This is a genomic window from Bradyrhizobium sp. UFLA05-108 (genome assembly GCF_059803455.1).
This window is the reverse complement of record NZ_JBANAZ010000071.1, coordinates 1-18,172: the sequence shown is the minus strand read 5'-3', so window position 1 is coordinate 18,172 and position 18,172 is coordinate 1. Positions and strand designations below refer to the sequence as shown.

General features: G+C 61.5%; 27 protein-coding genes and 1 pseudogene. 9 read left to right on the top strand and 19 right to left on the bottom strand.

Going from position 1 to position 18,172, the window contains the following annotated elements; genetic code table 11:
* Positions 1 to 44: 44 nt before the first annotated feature.
* Positions 45 to 1,022, top strand: coding sequence for a cysteine synthase A (cysK, locus tag SO140_RS36605; RefSeq protein WP_449382530.1), 978 nt, complete (start codon positions 45 to 47; stop codon positions 1,020 to 1,022).
* Between the two features lie 2 nt (positions 1,023 to 1,024).
* A complete protein-coding gene (locus tag SO140_RS36600; protein WP_449382529.1) occupies positions 1,025 to 1,264 on the top strand; it encodes a BrnA antitoxin family protein in 240 nt (79 codons plus the stop codon).
* A gap of 208 nt (positions 1,265 to 1,472) precedes the next feature.
* Here the strand turns inward: SO140_RS36600 and SO140_RS36595 are convergent, their stop codons facing one another.
* The 10 genes and pseudogenes from SO140_RS36595 to SO140_RS36550 form a co-directional block, all read right to left on the bottom strand.
* Entirely contained in the window at positions 1,473 to 2,069 is a 597-nt protein-coding gene (locus SO140_RS36595) for a tetratricopeptide repeat protein (protein WP_449382528.1), read from the bottom strand.
* 46 nt (positions 2,070 to 2,115) lie between these two features.
* Positions 2,116 to 2,421 (bottom strand): RHS repeat-associated core domain-containing protein, encoded by a 306-nt coding sequence (locus SO140_RS36590; protein WP_449382527.1) that lies wholly within the window; start codon positions 2,419 to 2,421, stop codon positions 2,116 to 2,118.
* Entirely contained in the window at positions 2,405 to 3,079 is a 675-nt protein-coding gene (locus SO140_RS36585; protein ID WP_449382526.1) for a transposase, read from the bottom strand. The genes SO140_RS36590 and SO140_RS36585 overlap by 17 nt, the downstream gene beginning before the upstream one ends.
* Before the next feature lie 30 nt (positions 3,080 to 3,109).
* Positions 3,110 to 3,334: pseudogene (locus SO140_RS36580) on the bottom strand (hypothetical protein); the annotation flags it as partial.
* 18 nt (positions 3,335 to 3,352) lie between these two features.
* On the bottom strand, positions 3,353 to 3,823 hold the full coding sequence (locus SO140_RS36575) for an SEL1-like repeat protein (RefSeq protein ID WP_449382555.1): 471 nt from the start codon (positions 3,821 to 3,823) through the stop codon (positions 3,353 to 3,355).
* A gap of 373 nt (positions 3,824 to 4,196) precedes the next feature.
* A complete protein-coding gene (locus SO140_RS36570; protein WP_449382524.1) occupies positions 4,197 to 5,636 on the bottom strand; it encodes a caspase family protein in 1,440 nt (479 codons plus the stop codon).
* A 190-nt stretch (positions 5,637 to 5,826) separates the two neighbouring features.
* On the bottom strand, positions 5,827 to 6,699 hold the full coding sequence (locus tag SO140_RS36565) for a DMT family transporter (RefSeq protein ID WP_498541065.1): 873 nt from the start codon (positions 6,697 to 6,699) through the stop codon (positions 5,827 to 5,829).
* 217 nt (positions 6,700 to 6,916) lie between these two features.
* The gene (locus tag SO140_RS36560; protein ID WP_449382523.1) at positions 6,917 to 7,462 is read right to left on the bottom strand and encodes a hypothetical protein; all 546 of its coding nucleotides are present in this window, start codon (positions 7,460 to 7,462) and stop codon (positions 6,917 to 6,919) included.
* Entirely contained in the window at positions 7,407 to 7,757 is a 351-nt protein-coding gene (locus SO140_RS36555; RefSeq protein ID WP_449382522.1) for a hypothetical protein, read from the bottom strand. The genes SO140_RS36560 and SO140_RS36555 overlap by 56 nt, the downstream gene beginning before the upstream one ends.
* 186 nt (positions 7,758 to 7,943) lie before the next feature.
* Complete coding sequence (locus tag SO140_RS36550) at positions 7,944 to 8,531, bottom strand: formyltransferase family protein (RefSeq protein WP_449382521.1); 588 nt, start codon at positions 8,529 to 8,531, stop codon at positions 7,944 to 7,946.
* A gap of 201 nt (positions 8,532 to 8,732) precedes the next feature.
* On the opposite strand from SO140_RS36550, the gene SO140_RS36545 reads away from it, so the two are divergent.
* The 3 genes from SO140_RS36545 (at position 8,733) to SO140_RS36535 (ending at position 9,842) form a co-directional block, all read left to right on the top strand.
* Entirely contained in the window at positions 8,733 to 8,885 is a 153-nt protein-coding gene (locus tag SO140_RS36545) for a hypothetical protein (protein WP_449382520.1), read from the top strand.
* A 123-nt stretch (positions 8,886 to 9,008) separates the two neighbouring features.
* On the top strand, positions 9,009 to 9,302 hold the full coding sequence (locus SO140_RS36540) for a hypothetical protein (RefSeq protein WP_449382519.1): 294 nt from the start codon (positions 9,009 to 9,011) through the stop codon (positions 9,300 to 9,302).
* A 321-nt stretch (positions 9,303 to 9,623) separates the two neighbouring features.
* Entirely contained in the window at positions 9,624 to 9,842 is a 219-nt protein-coding gene (locus SO140_RS36535; protein WP_449382518.1) for a hypothetical protein, read from the top strand.
* Positions 9,843 to 9,853: 11 nt separating this feature from the next.
* On the opposite strand, the gene SO140_RS36530 is transcribed toward SO140_RS36535, so the two are convergent.
* From SO140_RS36530 to SO140_RS36515, 4 genes are all read right to left on the bottom strand, one after another.
* Positions 9,854 to 10,156, bottom strand: a complete 303-nt coding sequence (locus SO140_RS36530) for a hypothetical protein (RefSeq protein WP_449382517.1) — start codon at positions 10,154 to 10,156, stop codon at positions 9,854 to 9,856.
* A 91-nt stretch (positions 10,157 to 10,247) separates the two neighbouring features.
* Positions 10,248 to 10,385, bottom strand: a complete 138-nt coding sequence (locus SO140_RS36525; RefSeq protein ID WP_449382516.1) for a hypothetical protein — start codon at positions 10,383 to 10,385, stop codon at positions 10,248 to 10,250.
* Positions 10,386 to 10,488: 103 nt separating this feature from the next.
* Complete coding sequence (locus SO140_RS36520; protein WP_449382515.1) at positions 10,489 to 10,662, bottom strand: hypothetical protein; 174 nt, start codon at positions 10,660 to 10,662, stop codon at positions 10,489 to 10,491.
* Between the two features lie 246 nt (positions 10,663 to 10,908).
* The gene (locus tag SO140_RS36515) at positions 10,909 to 11,133 is read right to left on the bottom strand and encodes a hypothetical protein (RefSeq protein WP_449382514.1); all 225 of its coding nucleotides are present in this window, start codon (positions 11,131 to 11,133) and stop codon (positions 10,909 to 10,911) included.
* 265 nt (positions 11,134 to 11,398) lie between these two features.
* Here SO140_RS36515 and SO140_RS36510 point away from each other — a divergent pair, with 265 nt between their 5' ends.
* A complete protein-coding gene (locus tag SO140_RS36510) occupies positions 11,399 to 12,478 on the top strand; it encodes an AI-2E family transporter (protein ID WP_449382513.1) in 1,080 nt (359 codons plus the stop codon).
* A gap of 356 nt (positions 12,479 to 12,834) precedes the next feature.
* Here the strand turns inward: SO140_RS36510 and SO140_RS36505 are convergent, their stop codons facing one another.
* The 5 genes from SO140_RS36505 to SO140_RS36485 form a co-directional block, all read right to left on the bottom strand.
* On the bottom strand, positions 12,835 to 13,263 hold the full coding sequence (locus SO140_RS36505) for a GFA family protein (RefSeq protein WP_449382512.1): 429 nt from the start codon (positions 13,261 to 13,263) through the stop codon (positions 12,835 to 12,837).
* A 289-nt stretch (positions 13,264 to 13,552) separates the two neighbouring features.
* Positions 13,553 to 13,819 (bottom strand): DUF3551 domain-containing protein, encoded by a 267-nt coding sequence (locus SO140_RS36500; protein ID WP_449382553.1) that lies wholly within the window; start codon positions 13,817 to 13,819, stop codon positions 13,553 to 13,555.
* 80 nt (positions 13,820 to 13,899) lie between these two features.
* Positions 13,900 to 14,091, bottom strand: coding sequence for a hypothetical protein (locus SO140_RS36495; protein ID WP_449382511.1), 192 nt, complete (start codon positions 14,089 to 14,091; stop codon positions 13,900 to 13,902).
* A 48-nt stretch (positions 14,092 to 14,139) separates the two neighbouring features.
* A complete protein-coding gene (locus SO140_RS36490; protein ID WP_449382510.1) occupies positions 14,140 to 14,361 on the bottom strand; it encodes a hypothetical protein in 222 nt (73 codons plus the stop codon).
* Positions 14,362 to 15,614: 1,253 nt separating this feature from the next.
* A complete protein-coding gene (locus SO140_RS36485) occupies positions 15,615 to 15,827 on the bottom strand; it encodes a hypothetical protein (RefSeq protein ID WP_449382509.1) in 213 nt (70 codons plus the stop codon).
* Positions 15,828 to 16,174: 347 nt separating this feature from the next.
* On the opposite strand from SO140_RS36485, the gene SO140_RS36480 reads away from it, so the two are divergent.
* From SO140_RS36480 to SO140_RS36470, 3 genes are all read left to right on the top strand, one after another.
* On the top strand, positions 16,175 to 16,417 hold the full coding sequence (locus SO140_RS36480) for a hypothetical protein (protein ID WP_449382508.1): 243 nt from the start codon (positions 16,175 to 16,177) through the stop codon (positions 16,415 to 16,417).
* A gap of 877 nt (positions 16,418 to 17,294) precedes the next feature.
* Positions 17,295 to 17,516: a hypothetical protein gene (locus SO140_RS36475; RefSeq protein ID WP_449382507.1), complete on the top strand. Its 222-nt coding sequence runs from the start codon at positions 17,295 to 17,297 to the stop codon at positions 17,514 to 17,516.
* A gap of 355 nt (positions 17,517 to 17,871) precedes the next feature.
* Entirely contained in the window at positions 17,872 to 18,114 is a 243-nt protein-coding gene (locus SO140_RS36470; protein ID WP_449382506.1) for a hypothetical protein, read from the top strand.
* The last annotated feature ends 58 nt before the right edge of the window (positions 18,115 to 18,172 follow it).

The following is an 18,172-nucleotide window of genomic DNA, read 5'->3' as shown; positions in this document are numbered from 1 at the left end:
AAGATCGCTGACAAAGCGAACATTGTTGTCATAGGGAGTTCATCATGGACGCTTCGTCCACCACGGGTGCAGTGCACTCAGCCGGCCGCGGCCGGGTTTATGACTCGATCGTGGACGCCTTCGGCGACACGCCGATCGTGCGGCTGCGCAGGTTGCCGGGTCTGCAAGGGGTGAATGCGACCATTCTCGCGAAACTTGAATATTTCAATCCGGCCGCGAGCGTGAAGGACCGCATCGGCGCGGCCATGATCATTGCAATGGAGAAGGCGGGCATCATCAAGCCCGATACGGTGCTGATCGAGCCGACCTCCGGCAATACCGGCATCGCGCTCGCCTTTGTCGCCGCCTCGCGCGGCTATCGTCTGAAGCTCGTGATGCCGGAATCCATGTCGATCGAGCGGCGCAAGATGCTGGCCTTCCTCGGCGCCGAAATCGTGCTGACGCCGGCGGCGCAGGGCATGAAGGGCGCGATCGCAACCGCCGAGGAGCTGCTCAAGACGACGCCGAATTCGGTGATGCCGCAGCAGTTCAAGAACCTCGCCAATCCCGAGGTGCACCGCCGCACCACCGCCGAGGAGATCTGGAACGATACCGGCGGCAATATCGACTTCTTCGTCGCCGGTGTCGGCACCGGCGGCACCATCACGGGTGTCGGCCAGGTGCTCAAGCCCCGCAAGCCGTCGTTGCGGGTCGTGGCGGTCGAGCCGGAGGAGAGCCCGGTGCTGTCAGGCGGTCAGCACACCCCGCACAAGATCCAGGGCATCGGCGCCGGCTTCATTCCCGACATTCTCGATCGCTCGGTGATCGACGAGATCGTGAAGGTCAACTCGACGACCGCGATCGAAACCTCGCGTGCACTGGCGCGGCATGAGGGCATCCCGGGCGGCATTTCCGCGGGCGCAGCGATCGCCGCCGCGCTCCAGATCGGCAAGCGGCCGGAAGCTGCGGGAAAAACCATCCTGGCAGTGGTGCCGTCGTTCTCCGAGCGCTATCTTTCGACTGCTCTGTTTGAGGGAATCTAGGCATGGCGGATCAACCGAGGCGGCCGCGGACCCTGGGCGATGCCAGGACGGAGGCCGAAGCCGCGTTCAAGAAGGTGACCGCCAAGGTCGCCGAGGCCCCGCCGAAGAAGAACGTGGCGCCCGGCATCAAGGAGCAGGTCACCTTGCGGATCGATCAGGACGTGCTGGAGTTCTTTCAGTCCAGCGGCCCGGGTTGGCAAGACCGGATCAACGATGCGCTGCGCAAGGCTGCGGGGAAGTAGGGCTCCAATCCCTCATGGTGAGGAGGCGCGCAAGCGCCGTCTCCGGACGATGCTTCGCATCGCTCGGAGAACCATGAGGGCCCCCGTAGAGGCTGCTCGGCCTTCGAGACGCTTGCTAAGCAAGCTCCTTCTCGAAATGCCTGTCACTGAAATTATCGTGTCTCACTTCAGGGGGCAGTCCAGGAGCTAGGGATACCCCCGCATGCCATCAGCTTCTCATTCGTTGACCTTCGGGATCAGAGACTGCACCCATGACAGCCTCAGCCAGCCCAGAGGCAAACAACCAGATGCCTCTAGTGAAGTCGACGGGTCCACCCCTGCCTCGAAGCAACAGGCCAGCTAGACGCCGTTTTGCAAAGACGTGCCCTAGGGAGGATGCTCTTTCAAAAAACTCGCGGGCCGAAGTTGGCTGCGGAGTTACCCCGGTGCCATCCGCAAACATCATGCCAAGCCGGTATAACGACGGCAGGTAGTTCCAAGACGCTCCAAGGCGGAACATCTCTTCCGCGCGTTGGTACTCTTTCAAATCCAAGCACAGCAATCCGAGTTGATGTGGAGCTACGCGCGATCCCTCGCTCGTCGCGCGATTGAGCCAACTCTTGGCACGTTCAACATCAGGCGGGGCGCCTAACCCTTTTCGATAAACATCGCCCAGATATACCATGCTCATCAATGATCCTCTGCCCGCCAACTCTTCCAGCATGGGCAACGCCCTTTCGGGGTGCGCTTTCAACAATTCGTGGGCCGCAGACAGCGCTGGCAAATCAGGCTCTTGCTGAAACTCATTGAAGTCGGACCCACTCATGGCAGGGAATCCAATTGACGATTAATCGAACGGCAAAGCTTTGTTGTCATTTTTTCGGATCTTTTGATCCCGTAATGACGTGTCGTCTTGGTGGCGTTATTTCGATCCGCGGCGGCGTCGAGCCGGTAACATAGCACATGACCGCCAGACAAATCGCTCTGACCTTCTCGCAGAACGTGGCCAATCCTAAATGATCCGTAAACTGAACGGGATTCCCAAGAACGTAGGCGTATAAGTTGGCGCCTTCCATAAATTGTCTTGGGTCTTCGGAGAGGAAGTGCACCTGCGCAAGGGCAAAACTGTCGATTCCGAAATTACGGTGACAGTGTACAAAACTATTCGCTATCGCCATCAGTCTGAGGCTTCGGTCCACGCTTGGCCGGTTTGAGAGGTCGCCCTGTCAATCGCTCGAGGCGGGCGATGAAGCGGTCGTTACCGAGCGGTCGGCCGATGCTCTCCGCTGCACGCAGTTGGGCGAACAAGTCGGTCTCCGGCGCGCTGTCGAGCAGATCGGCGAAGCGCGGGAAGCGGTCCCTGACCGGCGCCAGCATGGTTACCCCATCGTCCTTGCCGCGCAGATGCGCGCGCGTGCTCGCCCATCGCCAATCCTGCGCACGCTGCACCAGCCGGGCGCGCACGGGGTTGAGCGATACGTAGCGTAGCGCTGCTGCGAGATGGTCTTCGTCCATGGCAACCGCGCCGAACCGCCCTTGCCAGAAATGCCCCGTGCGTTTGCGCCGCGCCTGGATCGCGCCGGCATAGGACCGGTGCACGCGCGCGAGCGCGCGACGCAGCCCGTCGGGATCGGAGGGGACCAGGATGAGATGCACGTGGTTCGGCATCAGGCACCAGGCCCACACCTCGACGCCGGCGTTCCGGCAATTCGCCGCGAGCAGGTCGCGATAGAGCGCATAGTCAGCGTCGCCAAAGAACGTTCGCGCCCGGCCGTTGCCGCGCTGTGTGACGTGATGCGGATGACCGGGAATGACGACACGGGCGAGACGGGCCATGCCCCAGCATGCCGGCCAGAGAGAGTGGTGTCAATTGAATGCACTGTCACCGTAATTCGTCCGTAATTCGTCATAGTCGTAGGTTGCCGTCCATCCCTCCGAGTCCGTGTAGGTTTTGACCCGGTCATAAGCATCGTAAGTGAAGCTGGCCGCGGTGGCGTTGTTGGCATTGACGATCGCGGTGAGATCGCCGCTGGTGTTGTACTGATAGCTCGTGGTCTGGCCGCGGGGATTGGTCACCGACGTTACCTGGCCAGCCGCGTTGTAGCCGCCTCAAGTAAGGGTACGCTCATTGCTCTCGTTGCGCCAAGCGGCGGCCGCCACGGCCAAAGCGGCGCGCAACGCAGGAATAGCCGTAGTAAGACGACGTCGAAGGCCCAACTTGCTAATCTTCCATACAAAATATTGCGAAGGCAGATGGCCCATCTGAGCCGCCCTCCCGAAATATTCAACCGCGCTCGCTAGACCTGATTGTCCCCCCACCCGGTTTAGTGAGTACACCCCCATCAGGTAAAGGGATGGTCCAAATCCGGCACTACAATCTGCTCGAATTTCTTCGATGAAAGAAGCATCGCCTTCGGCGTATTTCATTTTCGCGATGTTGAACCGTGCTAGTTCTGGATTCGTCCTCTCCCATTGCCTGAGCTGCGCGATGGCGGCGACAGCGTCCTTCGGAACGAACTCTCCCCTGAAGTATTCCCAAGCCAATCGATAAAGAGCATCCGCATCACCACCGGCTGCCAGTTGACGGTATTCTTCAACTTTGGTCTTGCCATCCGATCATCCTTACGATTGTCCCTCACATGAGTTGCAAGTGTAAATCAATGCAACGCAGGATTTCGTGCTTGATTCAAACGCGTCTCAAAACTGTCATGCCGTCTCGCGCCGCTGTTTTGCCCGACGTGTCAAACGGCCCGCGGTATGTGCAAGCCAATGATCCGCGACCATCGGCTACTTTGCACGGGGTTGTTTTCGATGTTTTTGTCGAACCGTCCAGTCGGGCTGTGCGGCAGAACCGCTCCGTGAAGAGAGCGCGCATCATGACGGTTGAGAAAGAACAAAGCCCGGCGCGAGCCGGGCTTTTTGTGTCGCTGCTTTGGAGCTACGGACTGGCGTCTCACCGCCGCAACATGCCGCCCATCATGCCGCCCATGACACCGCCGATGAAGGCTGCGCCGGCGGCATCGCCGCCGCCGCTGCGCTGGGCGGGCGCAGGCGCGCTGGCGGTGTTGCTGGGGGCGCGACGGGGAGGCTGCTGGCTGCTCCCGTTACTCGCGGTCGGCGCGGTCGTGGCGACGATCTCGGAGAGCAGCGCCTTGTGCTGGAGCTTGTTGAAGTAGCCAGAGGCCGGATAGCCGCGGGCGGCCTGCCAGCGCTTGATCACGCCGCGGGTCTCGTCGCTGAACGCGCCGGTCTGCTTGGTGTCGAAGCCGAGGCCGGTGAGGCGGCGCTGCACGTCGCGGCGCTGGTTCTTGTCCAGGCCGATCTGGTCTTCGGTGAGCTGGCTCGCTTCTTCGGTGAAGGTTGCGGGATCGATGCCGGCGTTCAGGGTCCGGGTCGCGGTCGACGGGCCGTTCTGGATCGCGGCGATGCGTGCCAGCGCCAGGGCCTTGAACTGGCCGTTCGGATAGGCGGAGAGATAGGCGTTGAGCTCTTCCGGCTTGTTGGATTCCTTCACCGAGCGCCAGTACTCGAGCTCGACATTGGCCGCGTCCGCGTTGCCGCCTGCAGCGGTTGGGGCCGCCCCCGTCGCGGTCGGCGCGGCGTTGGCCACCTGCTGGCCCTGCTGCGACGGATTGAGATAGACGGCGCCGATCAGGTTGGTGTGGCCCCAGGGAAGCTGACCCTTGTGAGTCTCCTCGTTGACCTGGGCGCGCACCGACGTCATCGCCTGCTGGATCTCGATGCCGGGCTTGGTGATGTTGTCGATCAGCGCGCGTGTGAACGGGCTGTTGTTGCCCTCCTGGCCGTCGAGCGCCGTTTGCCCCGGACCGGTCGCGAACGCGATCAAGGTGCCTTCACCAGACTTCATCTCGGCAAGGCCGCTCTGCACGTTCACGCTGCGGGTGGCGGAGTTCGACTTGATTTTGGCGGCAAAGGGATTGTCGCGGCAGGCGTCGAGGAACACCAGCTTCACCTTGGCATCGCCCATGGTCTGGTCGAGGGTCAGGTCGATGTTGATGGCGGCGCCTAACTTGACGTCCATCTCCGACTTGATGTCGGCATCGACCGGCAGGAGGTAGTTGGTGCCGCCGACGGCAATGCCGTGGCCGGCATAATAGAACACCGCGATGTCGGAGCCCTGCGCCTTGCGGCCGAAGTCCAGCAGCTTTTCCGTCATCTGGTCGCGGCTGAGATTGGACCCTTCGATCACCTCGAAGCCGACATTGCGCAGCGTCGCCGCCATCGCCTTGGCGTCGATCGGCGGGTTCGGCAATTGTGCGACGTTCTTGTAGGCGCCGTTGCCGACCACGAAGGCGACACGACGATCGGCCTTCGCGGCGCTGACCGACAACGCCATGCAGATCAGCGAAACGAGGATGGTGAGGTAGCGCATGTGAAATCCCCAACAGAATCGAATTCGAAGCAGCAAATGCGGGTGCAAACTTACACGAAAACGCCGCGCGTCAGCACCCACAGTGCCCAACCCTTGTCGACAACCAAGCAAGCCCCGAGAAGCCGCCCCTTCAGCGTGATCCAGATCACGCTTTGCCACCTGGATTGGTCGCGAGCCGTATCGAATTGGTTCACTGCGCGCGGGCGGGAACCTGTGTCGGCTTCAAATTCAGGAGATTGCCCAGCAGGATCAGCACGGCGCCGAACACCGTCCACGCGTCGAGCCGCTCTGAATACAACAGCCAGCCGGCCATCGCCGTCAGGGGGACCCGCAGGAAATCCATCGGCACGACGATCGTGGCGTCGGCGTAGCGCATCGCGCTGGCGAGGCAGTAATGCGCGAATGTGCCACAGATGGCGACCACCATCACCCAGCCCCAGAGATAGGTCGGCGGCCAGGCCCAGACATAGAGGGCCGGAAAGAAGCCTGCGACCGCCTGCACGACGATCATCCAGAACAGGATCGCCAGCGCGCTCTCGGTGCGCGCCAGCGACTTCACCAGCACCATCGACACGCCAAAACCCATGGCGGCGCCGAGCGCGATCAACTGACCGGGATTGATCTCGCCCGCGGCGGGCCGAACGATGATGATCACACCGACGAGGCCAAGCACGATTGCGGCAATCTTCCACGGCGTCATGCGCTCGGACAGAAAGCTTGCAGCCAGGATCGCGGTCCAGATCGGCATGGTGAACTCGATCGCCACCACCTGACCGATCGGGATCAGCGTCAGCGCGAAGAACCAGCCGAGCTGCGAGACGTAGTGGATCAGGTTGCGCACGATGTGCTGGGGCAGGCGAACAGTCTTGAGCGTCGCAAAGCCGCCAGCGCGATAGACGAACGGATAGAGCAGGACGAAACCGATCAGCGAGCGCACCTCCATCAGTTGGAAGACGTTCATCTGCCGCGCGGCTTCGCGGCCGGCCACCGCCATGACCAGCGTCAGTGACAGCCAGCCGGCCATCCAAAGCGCGGCCATCGGTTTGGACGGGGTGATGCTCATCGGCGCAGGAGAGGGGACGTGAGAGGGCAGGCCGGTATCGGCGACCAGGCGCGAGTTTGCAACGGCCAAATCTGTCGATGCAACGATGCACGGCTGCGCGGGAAGGGCGCCATGCCCTGATGTCATTCCGGCGCGGCGCGGAGACGGAGGTCGCGCGCCGAGGCATAAAAAACGATCCGGCGGGGTGGCCGGATCGCGTGTCGATAACGGATTGAAGCTAGCGCGACAGCGCGATGTTCGCACCGCGGAACTGGCTGTCCGCCCGCATCGTGACCGTCTGCTTGGTGCCGCTCGTGTGCAGGGCGATGCTGGCGTTGAAGCCGGCGGTCTCGGCGACGACCTCGAAGTTTGCGCCGCCGCCGCGGCCCTTGATCACGCCGCTGATGTTGCGGCTGGCCTCGCTCCAGCTGCCGGTGATGGCATTGCCTTCCGCGCGGACACTGGCGGAGAGGTTGAACTTGTAGGCGTCGCTGGCGCAGGTCAGCGACATTTCCATCGCAGGACCTGCGGGCGCGTACTTGGCGCGGCAACGGATGCGTTCGGTCGATCCGTCGTCGAGCATGACGGTGCCGCCACCACTCCAACTGCCGGCAAGGGCAGCGAACGGGCCGGACTGCGCCTTGCTTTCCGAATTTGCGACTGAGGCCGCAAACAAAACGGCGGCCGCAACGAGCAGCCGCCGGTTCATAACCCGAGCCTCGGTTGGCTTATTGGCGCGATGCTTCCCACCGCCCGCTGCACGGTATGCCTGCTGATGCTCCATTCCACTTTCCCGATCCGGCGTTGCCGCTGAGTTGACCGTTGGCATATGCACCATTGATCGAAACTTTCACAAGACCTTCGCGGCCGATGGTGCCGGAAACGTTAGCTCCGGGCGCCGTGATCCGGCCCTCGGAAACCGTCAGCATGGAGCTTGCGGTCGCTTCGCAGGAGCCGCTCTTGGTCACGATGGTGACCTGCCAGTTGCCGTCGTAGGGATTTTGGGCGAACGCGGGCGCCGCGAGCGAACCGGTGGCAATCGCGGCGGTAAAAATCAACGCAATGCGATCAAAACGCATGAATTTCTGTCCTGCCTATGTCTGTGATGCTGACGCTTATTCGGGGAAAATGTGACAGAAATTTGCTGCATCGCCAAAGTGAAAATTGTTCCTGTGGAAACAATGGTTTATTTGAGCGTTCGTGACCCGTTTTGGGCACGGAATCGGCCAGATTCGGGACGTTAAGGATGAATCCCACGGCAGCGCCTACGACAGGCTCGGCGCGGCGGTCGCGAACTGCTCGTCTTGCGGCTTTGCCGGCAGCGCCTTGTGGACCTTGATGTAGTCGATGACTTCCGCAAGCAGCTTCAGGCCGAGAGGGGCCAGCGCCCGCTCCCAAAGATCGCGCGCCGTCTCGCCCTTCTTGACGAAACACCAGTCCTGGGCGGCGACGGCGCCGGCGTCCATGCGATCGGCGAGGTGGTAGATCGTGCCGCCGGCGATCGGGTCCCCCTCCTTGATGGTCCACTCCACGGCCGCCTTGCCGCGGTGACGCGGCAGCAGTGACGGGTGGTAGCCGATGCCGCCAAGCCTCGAGGCCGCAAGCGCCTCCCTGGAGACGCGGGCATGGCTGTGTGCGGTGATGATCAGGTCGGTGTTTGGCGCGATCTCGGCGGCGGTCACCAGCTTTGGGTTGGCCTGGACCACCACCTCGATGCCGGCCGAGCGGGCGGTCGTCGCGAGGCGGTCCTCGCCATCGGCGACCACGACCCGCGCGATGTCCACGCTGTGCTCCCGGAGCATGTTCAGGGTGATCACGCCGAAATGGCGGGAGCCGATCAAGGTGATGCGCATGGGGTCTCGGTTCCGTCTCGGGAGCTTTCGTCACCCCCGGATAACACGCCATAAGGCCCTGTCACCCCCCGCGCGCCCTTTGCGCCGGTTATCAACAATGCGCGGGACGCAAGTCTGTCGAACCGGCCGTCCATTCGAAGCGTCCAACGGGCGCGCAACGCGAAGGGGATCGCCGTGTCGAAATGGCCGAGATTGATGCTGATGAGCGGAGTTGCGTCGGCCGTGCTCATCCATGAAATCACCAGCTCGACCGAAGCGCCGAGCCATGCGCTGGCCGTGCTGCAATATGTGCTGCTGGCTGGCGGCCTGATAGGGCTGGTCGGTTCGTCCCTGATGCACGCTCAGGAAAAGTGACAACCGGCGCGCTTCGGTCGTGCTCGCATCCGAGGTCGTCTAACCCCAATATCTCCGCCATTGCGCCGCCCGCTGCGCGCGTGCTTCGATGCGCAAGGCCGTCGGCCTTCTCGGAGCTGCCGAATGCGAAATGCATGCATCATCGTCACCATCGTTGGCGCTGCCGCGCTCGCGCCACCTGTACGTGCGGGCGAGCTTTGGCCGGCAATTCCACCGGAGATCGGCGTGGCGCCGCGCGTCGGACCGGCGTGGGACGAATATCGCTGCAATCTCGGGCCGGTCTACAATTTCTATCACGGCGCCTATTACGGCGAGGAGCCGCCGGCACTCCGGCATGGCTACGCGTACCGGCCCTATTATCGGTATTCCGCCTATCGCAAGCTGCCGCGGACCTATTTCTGCGTCGAGGTGGAATGATCCGGGGATTCCAGGTTCCTGTGTACGGTTTCGGGCAGAACGAGCCGGCAGCCTGCTCTTAGGATGGCCTTGCCCGGGGCTGGCAGACATTTCATCCCGAATCCGTTTTCGAACCCGGCTGGCCGCTGGTGATATTGCCAGCGGCCTTTTCATGTCCGCGCATCGCGCAAACGCGCGCCGGATGAGCAAGGTAGTAACGGGTTCTCTACCGGCCTGGCGTATCGACGAATCTGTTGCGGATTTGTATTGCGAAGCGGGACACAAACGTTGGCCCGCTGGTGTGCATATCCGGTGCGGCCTATTTCTTCCTGGAATCACCGGATGCCGAGCGCGATTGAGCAGATCGTCGACACCTATGTCAGGCTGAAGAATCGCCGTGGCCTCGACGCACTGATGATGCACCGCCAGCGGCTGGCAATCGATCTCAAGAGCCGCTCCGGCTATGATTTCAGCCTGCCCATCGGTCAGGTCGACGAGGAGATTGCAATCATTGAGGCCGGCCTGAGCCGGCTGAAAACGTCTAACCCCGCCGTGGCCTAAGGCGCAGAGGCCTAGTCGGCCTTGCCGCCATCGATGACCGTGAACAGCGGCCGCGCCTTGGTCGGCTCGACCAGGAGCTCCTCGACCATCGCGCTCGCAGCCTCGACGTATTTCCTTGTCGGCTTGTCCAGTGGCCGCAGCGCCTCATCGTCGAGCGCGACCTTCGCAGCTTCGACCAGCTTGCGCATGCGCGCCGCGTGATCGTCGCCAGCGGTCAGTGTTGCCCGCGCCAGCGAGCGCAGCACGAACAGCTCGCCCTCGAGCCTGAGCAGACGGTCGTTGAGCTTGGCAAGGACGGCGTTGAGATCCGGCATGGCGGCCTACGGCGGAGGGGCAAAGGCACCCGATCTAACCGCTCAGGGGTGAACGGACTGCAAACGGCGCTGCTCGGAATTGGCGCACCCCTCACAAGCCGGGCGGCATCCGGATCAAGAGGCTGACTGCGACGACCAGCAGGCAGAAGCTGCTCGACAGGACGAACAGGAAGAAGTCGTCCATCGAGAATTCGCTGTGGCGCTCGCGTCGGTCGGGATCATTCGACATCCACTGGTCCCTTGCAAAGCTTCTGAGATCCGCCCACCGTCTCAACGGTCCGCCTGGGGATTTCGTTCCGTGGGAACAGGTCCGCAACGCGGCAGGGTGACCTTCAGGGCCCGTCGCTGCGGTCGTGGTCGCCGTAATCCTGGCCGCCGTCCTCGAGTAGATTGAGCGCGGTATCGACCTGCTCAATGAGGCGTTCGATTTGATCGCGCTCATGCGGGCCGGGGTCGCCCTTGAGCCGTTCCAGCAGCTCCTGCTTGCGCGCGAGTAGGTTTGCCATGGTGCTCATTGCAACCTGACAAGCCGCTCGACCGCGCATGGTTCCCCATCACCCCTCGCAGGCATCCATCGCAGGGAAGACCAGAGAGTATGCCGGGCGGACCGGTGTTGCCGAATTTCGCTGATCAATATCTTGACCTGGGACCGGTGTTGAAGCGTCAATTCACGCCGAGCGTGAAGGTTTGCACATTCGGGCGGAGCTCGACCGGGAACATCGGGAGGTTCGTGCAACCGGTGTCCGCGCCTATCAGCGCACGCCTGCCCACCGCCGGCCGAACACCGGTGGTTTCGCCTTGATGGCCGCCCAGCCGAAGTAATGATGATTGCCGGACCAGGTGTGGACCACCGCGTTGCAGACGCCGCACTTGAAACTGCCGGCGTGCCTGGCCTCGTGCTCTTCCCTCGTCGCGGTGTAGTTCATGCTGCAGCTCGGGCAGGAGAATTCTTCGATCGTCCAGACGGTATTGGCCATGGCACAGCAACATGTTTGAGGTGACGGTCTCCAGTGTAGGTTTCGCGCGCTTGCGCTCGCGTAAATCGATCGGCGCAAATCCGGTTAACGGCGGTTAGGCAAATCCGGCCGCCGAGTTGCGCCTAAGCGAAGCAACGCCCACAGGCGGGTCGTCTTGACGCCCGACCCGCGGCTGGCAATAAGGCGAGGGCCTGCCCCGCGCGCAAATCGCGGCGGCCGCCGGCACTGGGATATCGCTTAGATAGTCGCAAGGAAAGCTGCGCCCGTGAAGACCCTCCGCCAGTTCCTGACGGGAGAGGACATTGTCCAGCTTCTGATCCGGCTCGGCCTGCTCGCGCTCCTGATCATCTGGACGTTCGTCATTATCCGGCCTTTCGTGCCGATCCTGACCTGGAGCGCCGTGCTGGCGGTCGCGTTCTATCCAGCCTTCAGCTGGCTCGCCAAGCTGCTTGGCGGCCGTCCCAGGACGGCCGCAGCGATCCTCACCTTGATGACGCTTGGCATCGTCATCGGGCCGGCGACCTGGTTGGGGTTGAGTGCGGTCGAGGGGGCGAGGGAGCTCGCGCGCCAGCTCGGCACCGGCGACCTCGCACTCCAGTCGGCGCCGGAGCAGATCAAATCCTGGCCAATCATCGGCCCGCAGCTCTACGAGCTCTGGGAGCAGGCCTACAACAACATCCGCGCCGTGCTGCGCGAGGTGGCGCCGTATCTGCAGCCGCTGGCCGGACCGCTGCTGTCGCTCGCCGGCGATGCCAGCGTCGGGACGCTGCAGTTTCTCGTCTCGGTCTTCGTTGCCGGCTTCCTGTTTCCCCATGGTCCGCGGCTCGTCGCAGCCGGGCGCGGCTTCTTGTTTCGCATCGTACCCGAGCAGAGCGAGCATTTCCTGGAGCTCGCAGGCGCGACCATCCGCGCCGTGTCGCAAGGGGTGATCGGCGTTGCGATCGTTCAGGCGTTGCTCGCAGGCGTCGGCTTCAAGCTCGCGAGCGTGCCAAGCGCCGGCCTTCTCGCCTTCATCGTGCTGCTGCTGTCGATCGTGCAGATCGGCGCCTTCCTCGTTCTCCTGCCCGTGATCATCTGGATCTGGACCGCAAAGGACGTCACGACGGCGCTGCTGCTGACCGTGTTCCTCGTCCTCGTCGGCTTCATCGACACCATGTTGAAGCCGCTGGTGATGGGACGCGGGCTCAATACGCCGACCATCGTGATCTTCGTCGGCGTGATCGGCGGCACGCTCGCCCATGGCATCGTCGGCCTCTTCGTAGGGCCGATCGTGCTGTCGGTAGCGTGGGAATTGGCGATGGCGTGGATCCGGACCGATCGGACGGATCCTGCGGCTGAGGGCTGACGAAGCCAAAAAGGACCCGCCTCCGAGTCTGTGGGAAGAACGGAGGGAAACGTATCAAAAAACATCGCCCTACGGACTTTAAACCATGGTCCGGAGGCGGGGCCACAAATGGCTAAAGTATCCAGCGAGCGGCAGTCCGAAGGCCACAGCCCGCTACATCAGACCTAGGAGGAATGATGTGCGCGCAACGTAACATGGTGGCTCGAGTTCAGCCATCGGGAAAACGTGGTATGGCGCAGGAGGGGAGCGGGGAGTGCGTCGCAGCAACGTACCTCTGCTGGCGATCGGTTAGTCTTATCTCAACGACCACTCCGTCCCGCGATAGACGGAAGCCTCGTCGATGGATGCAGCCTATATCAGCCAGACGTACCCGAGGTCTTGTGCAGGCTGCTTTGCTGGAAGTGCTCAACGCCAGCCCCCCCGATTTCAACCCAGGCATGTTTCGACTGCTCGAAAACCGATCTGGCCGGAGCCGGATAATCTGCGTCCGCGATCGTGCCGATGGCAACGCCGATGAACGCGGGAAGATTGCTGGATTTCCAATAGACCGTTGAGCCGCAGTCCGGGCAGAAATAGCTCTGGACCTTCCCGCCGCTTGCGGCAGCGCGCGTGAACTCCTTCGGTTCCCCTGAAACGGTGACGGACTCGGCGGGATAGAACGCACCCACACCGAACGGCGCGCCGGTTCGCCGCTGGCAATCGATGCAGTGACAGGCGACGATGAGTTGGGATGGTCCGGGAAGCGAGAGCGTCACGGCGCCGCAACCGCATCGGGCAGTGGTCATCGGGGTCTCCTATAACCTGTTGAGCTGCGGGGCCGAGCATCAAGTCTTGCCCCATGAGAACGCCGAGAGGGTCTGAAGCGAATGCCGGCCGGGGCGACGCGGCACATCCGACGCGCCGAAAGACCGCTGGCGGCCGAGAGCAAGAAGCGCCGGCGGCGATCGCACCGTAAACGCAATCATCAACCGCTGACGGCGCCCACCCGCCAGCTGAGGCGGTGAAAGACCTTGGCCTGCCGGTTCGAGCCTGACGGGCCTACGCTTCGACGATACGGAGTGGAGGCATCCGTTTTCAATGTCTCCGGTACGCCCGAGGCTGTGGCACACCCTGCTGCGGCACGGCCTGCTGCTGGAATAGAACGCGCCGGTTCTCTTTACATATCACGTTTGACCGGCCGGACGCGGAGGCCAAGCATTGCTCCCTCGTCTCATAAGAGCAGTCACCGGAATAGCCGAGCTCCCCACCATAGACGCACCAGGGATAATCGTATGAAACGGGGGAGGCGGAGCCCGCGACTGCAGCGGTTCCGGTTGCGAGCAAGGTGAATATGACTAGCATCGTGCGCATGATCATATTTCCTGTCGTGATCCATGAGGTTAGGGTGCAGAGAGTCCGGCCGGCATCAACCGGTTGGACTGTCAACGCGGTGCAGGGATCTGCGGGATGATCAACGGCACCACGATCACCCGCACGCTATAGCTGCACCGGTAGTCCGCGCAATAGCCCTTCACGCCCCTCTCGCCGATTGTGATCTTGATCGGGCGGTGACCGGGCGGTGTACGGCTCTCGCAGCGGACAAAACGCATGCCGCCGTCAAAGCGCCGACGCACGCACCCTCGCAAGATTATCAATTCCCAGCACTTCGGGACGGCAGCGGGCTACTGTGCCTCGCGGGTGTGGAGAACCGATCCCGACTGAGGAGTGATAGCTTCCTGGAGCGGCCGAGCCGTTATCTCATCACGCGCAAGGCGAGTGCGCGCACTGTGTCCGTTCATCGCTTTCACTGCCTCGTTTTCATCGGCACAAAAAGCGATGCATCGTCGATCGGCAAACACGAGCCACTGACGAGAGCCAACTTCCCTGATGACGTACTCGGTCATTGTCGAGTCTCCAGCAGCGAGTTGATTTCATTTTATGCCAACAGCGTTGCTCATTCATTAATCGGGCTTCGGTTTGGCTGGTTGAGCGCAGGGCGCGAAAAAAACAGCAAGAGATGTACCGCTGGGTACGATCACTCCTGCCAAATCATCTTCGGGAAGACGCCAAGTACTGGATTTCCGGCATGGAAGTGGAGCCTGGCTCCAGCATCGTCATCGTGGGAAATACCTCGGAATGAGGAACGTGCCAAAAGCACGCGAGGGCTTCATCGCCGACTACAATCGAAGCTTTCTACGAAGCTTCGGAAGTTTGGTGATGGCGCCGCGCCAATTACTCGCCAACGTCGCGCAGAGCTTTTGACCGTCCGCTTCCGTTGGATCGTCGAAGGGCAGCCGCCGGCCCTTCTCATTCTTCAGCGCTAGGGATGCTTTCTTGTCCACAGTGTGAATTGCGACACAGCACATCATTGGGAATCGCCGTACGTTCGGGGTGCGCCTTCACGGCGTCTTACTCTCCTCTCCCTCAGCCTTGAGCCCGTCGCCAATGGCGGGCTTTCTTCAGTGCAAGTGTCCGACCGGGGGGAGCTTTGGCGACGCATTAGCGGGGGTGAGATACCAAAACCGGAGCGGGGCCACGTTGCGCTAACGACTAACGAAGAGGCGACCGGTTCTATTTGACACTATTGACGTCTTGTGGCCCAGGTCGGCAGCTAGCGACCGCTGGACACGCTCGGCTTGGTCTTTCGTCAGATTAACCGCTAGGGCCAGACTGGTCCCGACCAATGCCGGGCCTTTACGTTGTCGATCGTAGACCATCCAACCCTGAGAAGCCTGCCGCACCATAAATCTCGGCGCAGACGGTAGCTTATCGCTCATGTTCTCGCCCTTTTGTTCTTAATCTTGAGCACGCGTGCGTGCGCCACGGAGCAACAAAAAATCGGGCTGCCGGGCTCGAAATGCCACGGGTCCCGCAGCGATCTAATCTCCAACTGGGGACTGAAATCCCGGTTGATTTAATATGCAACGGTTATGCCACGGTCGTGTGACGGTCTCGGGAGTCAATAAGGCCCGCCGGTTCACGATGGCAGGCCTTGTTTCTGTTCTTTCAGCGAGGGCTCACAGGTCAGAAGCCGCAGGCTGCAGATTGGTTTGATGCGCCACCGGCGTTCGCTCGGCTCATCTTACGGCGACAAACTCACGTGGGCCTTACAGGGCGCGGAGCTTCGGTCCCACGTTTTCGGCGGGGCTTTTCTCGGCTAACCGTCCCGGCAAGAGATGCCGAAGTTATCGCAGGTGAGTGCGAAGGCTTTTTTCGCCTTGGCGTCCTCGAAGCAAAAGAGCGTGCCGATGTCGGCGCGATCTATGTGCCAGTCCACTTTATTTTCTTTGGCGATGCGAGAAGCTTCCCCGCGCAGCAGATCCAATTGTCTTCCTGCAGCAAAAACGATTAGGCAGTTATCTTTTGGCATTATTGCCGTCCTTCAATGTCAATTAGACGCAATAAACTGCCTCTGCTTGCCGAAATTCAATGTGAATTAAATCACAATGATTTGGGTTCCATTGATTGAGGAAAGGCCCGCCGAGGCAGGATGAAAACGGGCTTCACCCGCAACGATCCCCTGCGGCCCGGCGGATACAATGCGGCCACCGCCGTCTGTCCAAAAGTGGACATAACAAAATCCAGGGCCGGTCTAGGCTCGCACGGCTTGGTCCCGAATACGCCAAGCAACCTCCAACGGCCCCGGCATTTAGGGTTGTGCTGGGGCCGTTTCGTCCTACGGCGGAGGTTAAAAAATCTGGTTCGATCGGGTGCCTCATGATCAGAAAACTGATCGGCGCTTCGATAGTTTTCGGCAGCCTAATCATCGCCGCCGAAGCGCAGAACTGCAGGCAATATCCGCCAGGACCTTTCCGCTTTCAGTGCAAGGCGGGGAGACATCCAGACATTGTCGAGAAAAAGGAAATGTGCCGCGACGAGGCACATGCAATGGGTCTCGTCAAAGCCAAGAAAGACTCCGGCTTTAAAGATTACGTGCACGCCTGCATGCACCGACGATAGGGTCGCGCGCAGCTAGCGGGCTCCGTCTTCGGGAGCCAGGTTCGTGGTGCGGCGGCACTCGGGTCGTTCAAGCCCTAGCGGTCATAGTATCTCGGCGCGTACCCATATTCCGGATAGGCGCCATATCTGTGATGTCGGTAATAACCGTAGCCGTATGACTCGGGTGCCGGCCGATTGTAGGCGCCGGGGGCGTGGTAATTGTTCGGATAGCAGTGGCCGTTCGAAAAATTGAAGTCGTAGCCGGGCGGACATGCACCGTCCGGACGGCCCCGAAACTGGACTTGTTGGACTGAAGCGTCCTGGGCGCTTGCAGCCGAAATTGGTCCCAGAGTAGCCAGCGCCAGTAGTGCAGCACGAATAAGTAACACTGTCGTTCTCCCTCTTGCGTGATCCCTAACGAAGGGCACTCATGCGAGTTCCACCGACGAGTGGGTATACGCCGCCCACGTGCAACGGCCACTGAATGAGGCATTCACCAACCGTTCACGTGAGGGGAGGCCCAACGATCAGCGCAAGATCGCCCGCGAACGGGTTCCTGGACGGGCTCGATCCCGGCGGCGAGCTCGACGAGCTTGCGCGAACTGGGGTTTCCGGATTTGCGAAGGGACGTTCGCCGTGGTGCTTGGATCTGCCTGCAAGAGGCATCGCTTCGGTGAGCGCAGCGGATATATGACGCTATTGCGCCGGAGGTCGCGCGCCGCTGCCGAGCTGGCGAAGCGAATCCGCGTGCCTGCTATGTAAGCGATGAAGCACCGCACGAAGATCAGCGCTGCCTCGGGACGTGCTCTGCGACAAGTTGACCACATTTAATAGCGCCATTTAAATTGACTAATTAATCGATCTGGCTATTATTTGTGCTTCAATTGGATAATTCAAAATGACGAAATTTGCTCAGATTGCGGCGCTGTTTGCACTGGCCGGTGCTCTGGCGCTCGGTATCCCGAATGTGGCCAACGCCCAAAATAGCCAAGGTCAAAACAATAATGACCAAGGTGGTGCTCGCGGTGCGCCAGGTCCGATTGCGGGCGCAGGATTGCCCATCCTAGCGGTGGGCTATGGGGTCTACTGGCTGGTTAGGCGCCGCCGCAAGGCACCATAGGTCGCTGCAATCGCTCGACCACCTGGTTTGTTCGGAAGACCGCCGCGAGGCGGTCTTCTTTATTTGGATCAACCATCAAGAATTAAGCGCCGGTCACCGTGCCTGAACGGCAGTCAGAGGCGCCCATGGTGCGCATCTCGCCGAAGGTGGCTGAGGCGGTGAACCTGAGGCCCGCCGGTTCACGTTGGCGGGCCTCGTCAGGCGGGTGTCAGCCCACCATGCGATCTACTGTCGTCGTCGATTCCCCCGCGGGGTTGGCGGCCGCGAGGCCCGGTTCGGATTTGCCTCCAATGCCGGGCCTCGCATCGGTCATCAACAGGCCTTGACGAGCATCGGGCCGCCGGAGTCCGCCGCTATGGGGCGGCATCAGCACATCATCGACGAATTCGGGCGCATGGAGAGCATCTGCCGGCATCTGGCCGACGGCAGCACCATGCTGGAGGAACGGACAGCGCTGCTCATCATGGCGAACAACTACGGCGCCGCGATCCTGGAAGCGAGGGCCGGCAATGCATTTGCAGGCACGGTGCAGACACGAGGTTTTTTTGGAAGGTTGGCGCTTCGTCTTAAGTCTTTGATTGAGCAGCCTGAGACATAGGTGACGGTACGTACCGGACACATGGGTTACACTTTCCGCTTTTGTTCTGCGGGAGGTG

Bases quoted from the DNA above. Each gene is read 5' to 3' on its own strand.
- cysK (WP_449382530.1), top strand. From the start codon at position 45: ATGGACGCTTCGTCCACCACGGGTGCAGTGCACTCAGCCGGCCGCGGC.
- SO140_RS36600 (WP_449382529.1), top strand. From the start codon at position 1,025: ATGGCGGATCAACCGAGGCGGCCGCGGACCCTGGGCGATGCCAGGACG.
- SO140_RS36595 (WP_449382528.1), bottom strand. From the start codon at position 2,069: ATGAGTGGGTCCGACTTCAATGAGTTTCAGCAAGAGCCTGATTTGCCA.
- SO140_RS36590 (WP_449382527.1), bottom strand. From the start codon at position 2,421: ATGGCGATAGCGAATAGTTTTGTACACTGTCACCGTAATTTCGGAATC.
- SO140_RS36585 (WP_449382526.1), bottom strand. From the start codon at position 3,079: ATGGCCCGTCTCGCCCGTGTCGTCATTCCCGGTCATCCGCATCACGTC.
- SO140_RS36570 (WP_449382524.1), bottom strand. From the start codon at position 5,636: ATGCGCTACCTCACCATCCTCGTTTCGCTGATCTGCATGGCGTTGTCG.
- SO140_RS36565 (WP_498541065.1), bottom strand. From the start codon at position 6,699: ATGAGCATCACCCCGTCCAAACCGATGGCCGCGCTTTGGATGGCCGGC.
- SO140_RS36560 (WP_449382523.1), bottom strand. From the start codon at position 7,462: ATGGAGCATCAGCAGGCATACCGTGCAGCGGGCGGTGGGAAGCATCGC.
- SO140_RS36555 (WP_449382522.1), bottom strand. From the start codon at position 7,757: ATGCGTTTTGATCGCATTGCGTTGATTTTTACCGCCGCGATTGCCACC.
- SO140_RS36550 (WP_449382521.1), bottom strand. From the start codon at position 8,531: ATGCGCATCACCTTGATCGGCTCCCGCCATTTCGGCGTGATCACCCTG.
- SO140_RS36545 (WP_449382520.1), top strand. From the start codon at position 8,733: ATGAGCGGAGTTGCGTCGGCCGTGCTCATCCATGAAATCACCAGCTCG.
- SO140_RS36540 (WP_449382519.1), top strand. From the start codon at position 9,009: ATGCGAAATGCATGCATCATCGTCACCATCGTTGGCGCTGCCGCGCTC.
- SO140_RS36535 (WP_449382518.1), top strand. From the start codon at position 9,624: ATGCCGAGCGCGATTGAGCAGATCGTCGACACCTATGTCAGGCTGAAG.
- SO140_RS36530 (WP_449382517.1), bottom strand. From the start codon at position 10,156: ATGCCGGATCTCAACGCCGTCCTTGCCAAGCTCAACGACCGTCTGCTC.
- SO140_RS36525 (WP_449382516.1), bottom strand. From the start codon at position 10,385: ATGTCGAATGATCCCGACCGACGCGAGCGCCACAGCGAATTCTCGATG.
- SO140_RS36520 (WP_449382515.1), bottom strand. From the start codon at position 10,662: ATGGCAAACCTACTCGCGCGCAAGCAGGAGCTGCTGGAACGGCTCAAG.
- SO140_RS36515 (WP_449382514.1), bottom strand. From the start codon at position 11,133: ATGGCCAATACCGTCTGGACGATCGAAGAATTCTCCTGCCCGAGCTGC.
- SO140_RS36505 (WP_449382512.1), bottom strand. From the start codon at position 13,263: ATGACCACTGCCCGATGCGGTTGCGGCGCCGTGACGCTCTCGCTTCCC.
- SO140_RS36500 (WP_449382553.1), bottom strand. From the start codon at position 13,819: ATGCTAGTCATATTCACCTTGCTCGCAACCGGAACCGCTGCAGTCGCG.
- SO140_RS36490 (WP_449382510.1), bottom strand. From the start codon at position 14,361: ATGACCGAGTACGTCATCAGGGAAGTTGGCTCTCGTCAGTGGCTCGTG.
- SO140_RS36485 (WP_449382509.1), bottom strand. From the start codon at position 15,827: ATGCCAAAAGATAACTGCCTAATCGTTTTTGCTGCAGGAAGACAATTG.
- SO140_RS36480 (WP_449382508.1), top strand. From the start codon at position 16,175: ATGATCAGAAAACTGATCGGCGCTTCGATAGTTTTCGGCAGCCTAATC.
- SO140_RS36475 (WP_449382507.1), top strand. From the start codon at position 17,295: ATGACGAAATTTGCTCAGATTGCGGCGCTGTTTGCACTGGCCGGTGCT.
- SO140_RS36470 (WP_449382506.1), top strand. From the start codon at position 17,872: ATGGGGCGGCATCAGCACATCATCGACGAATTCGGGCGCATGGAGAGC.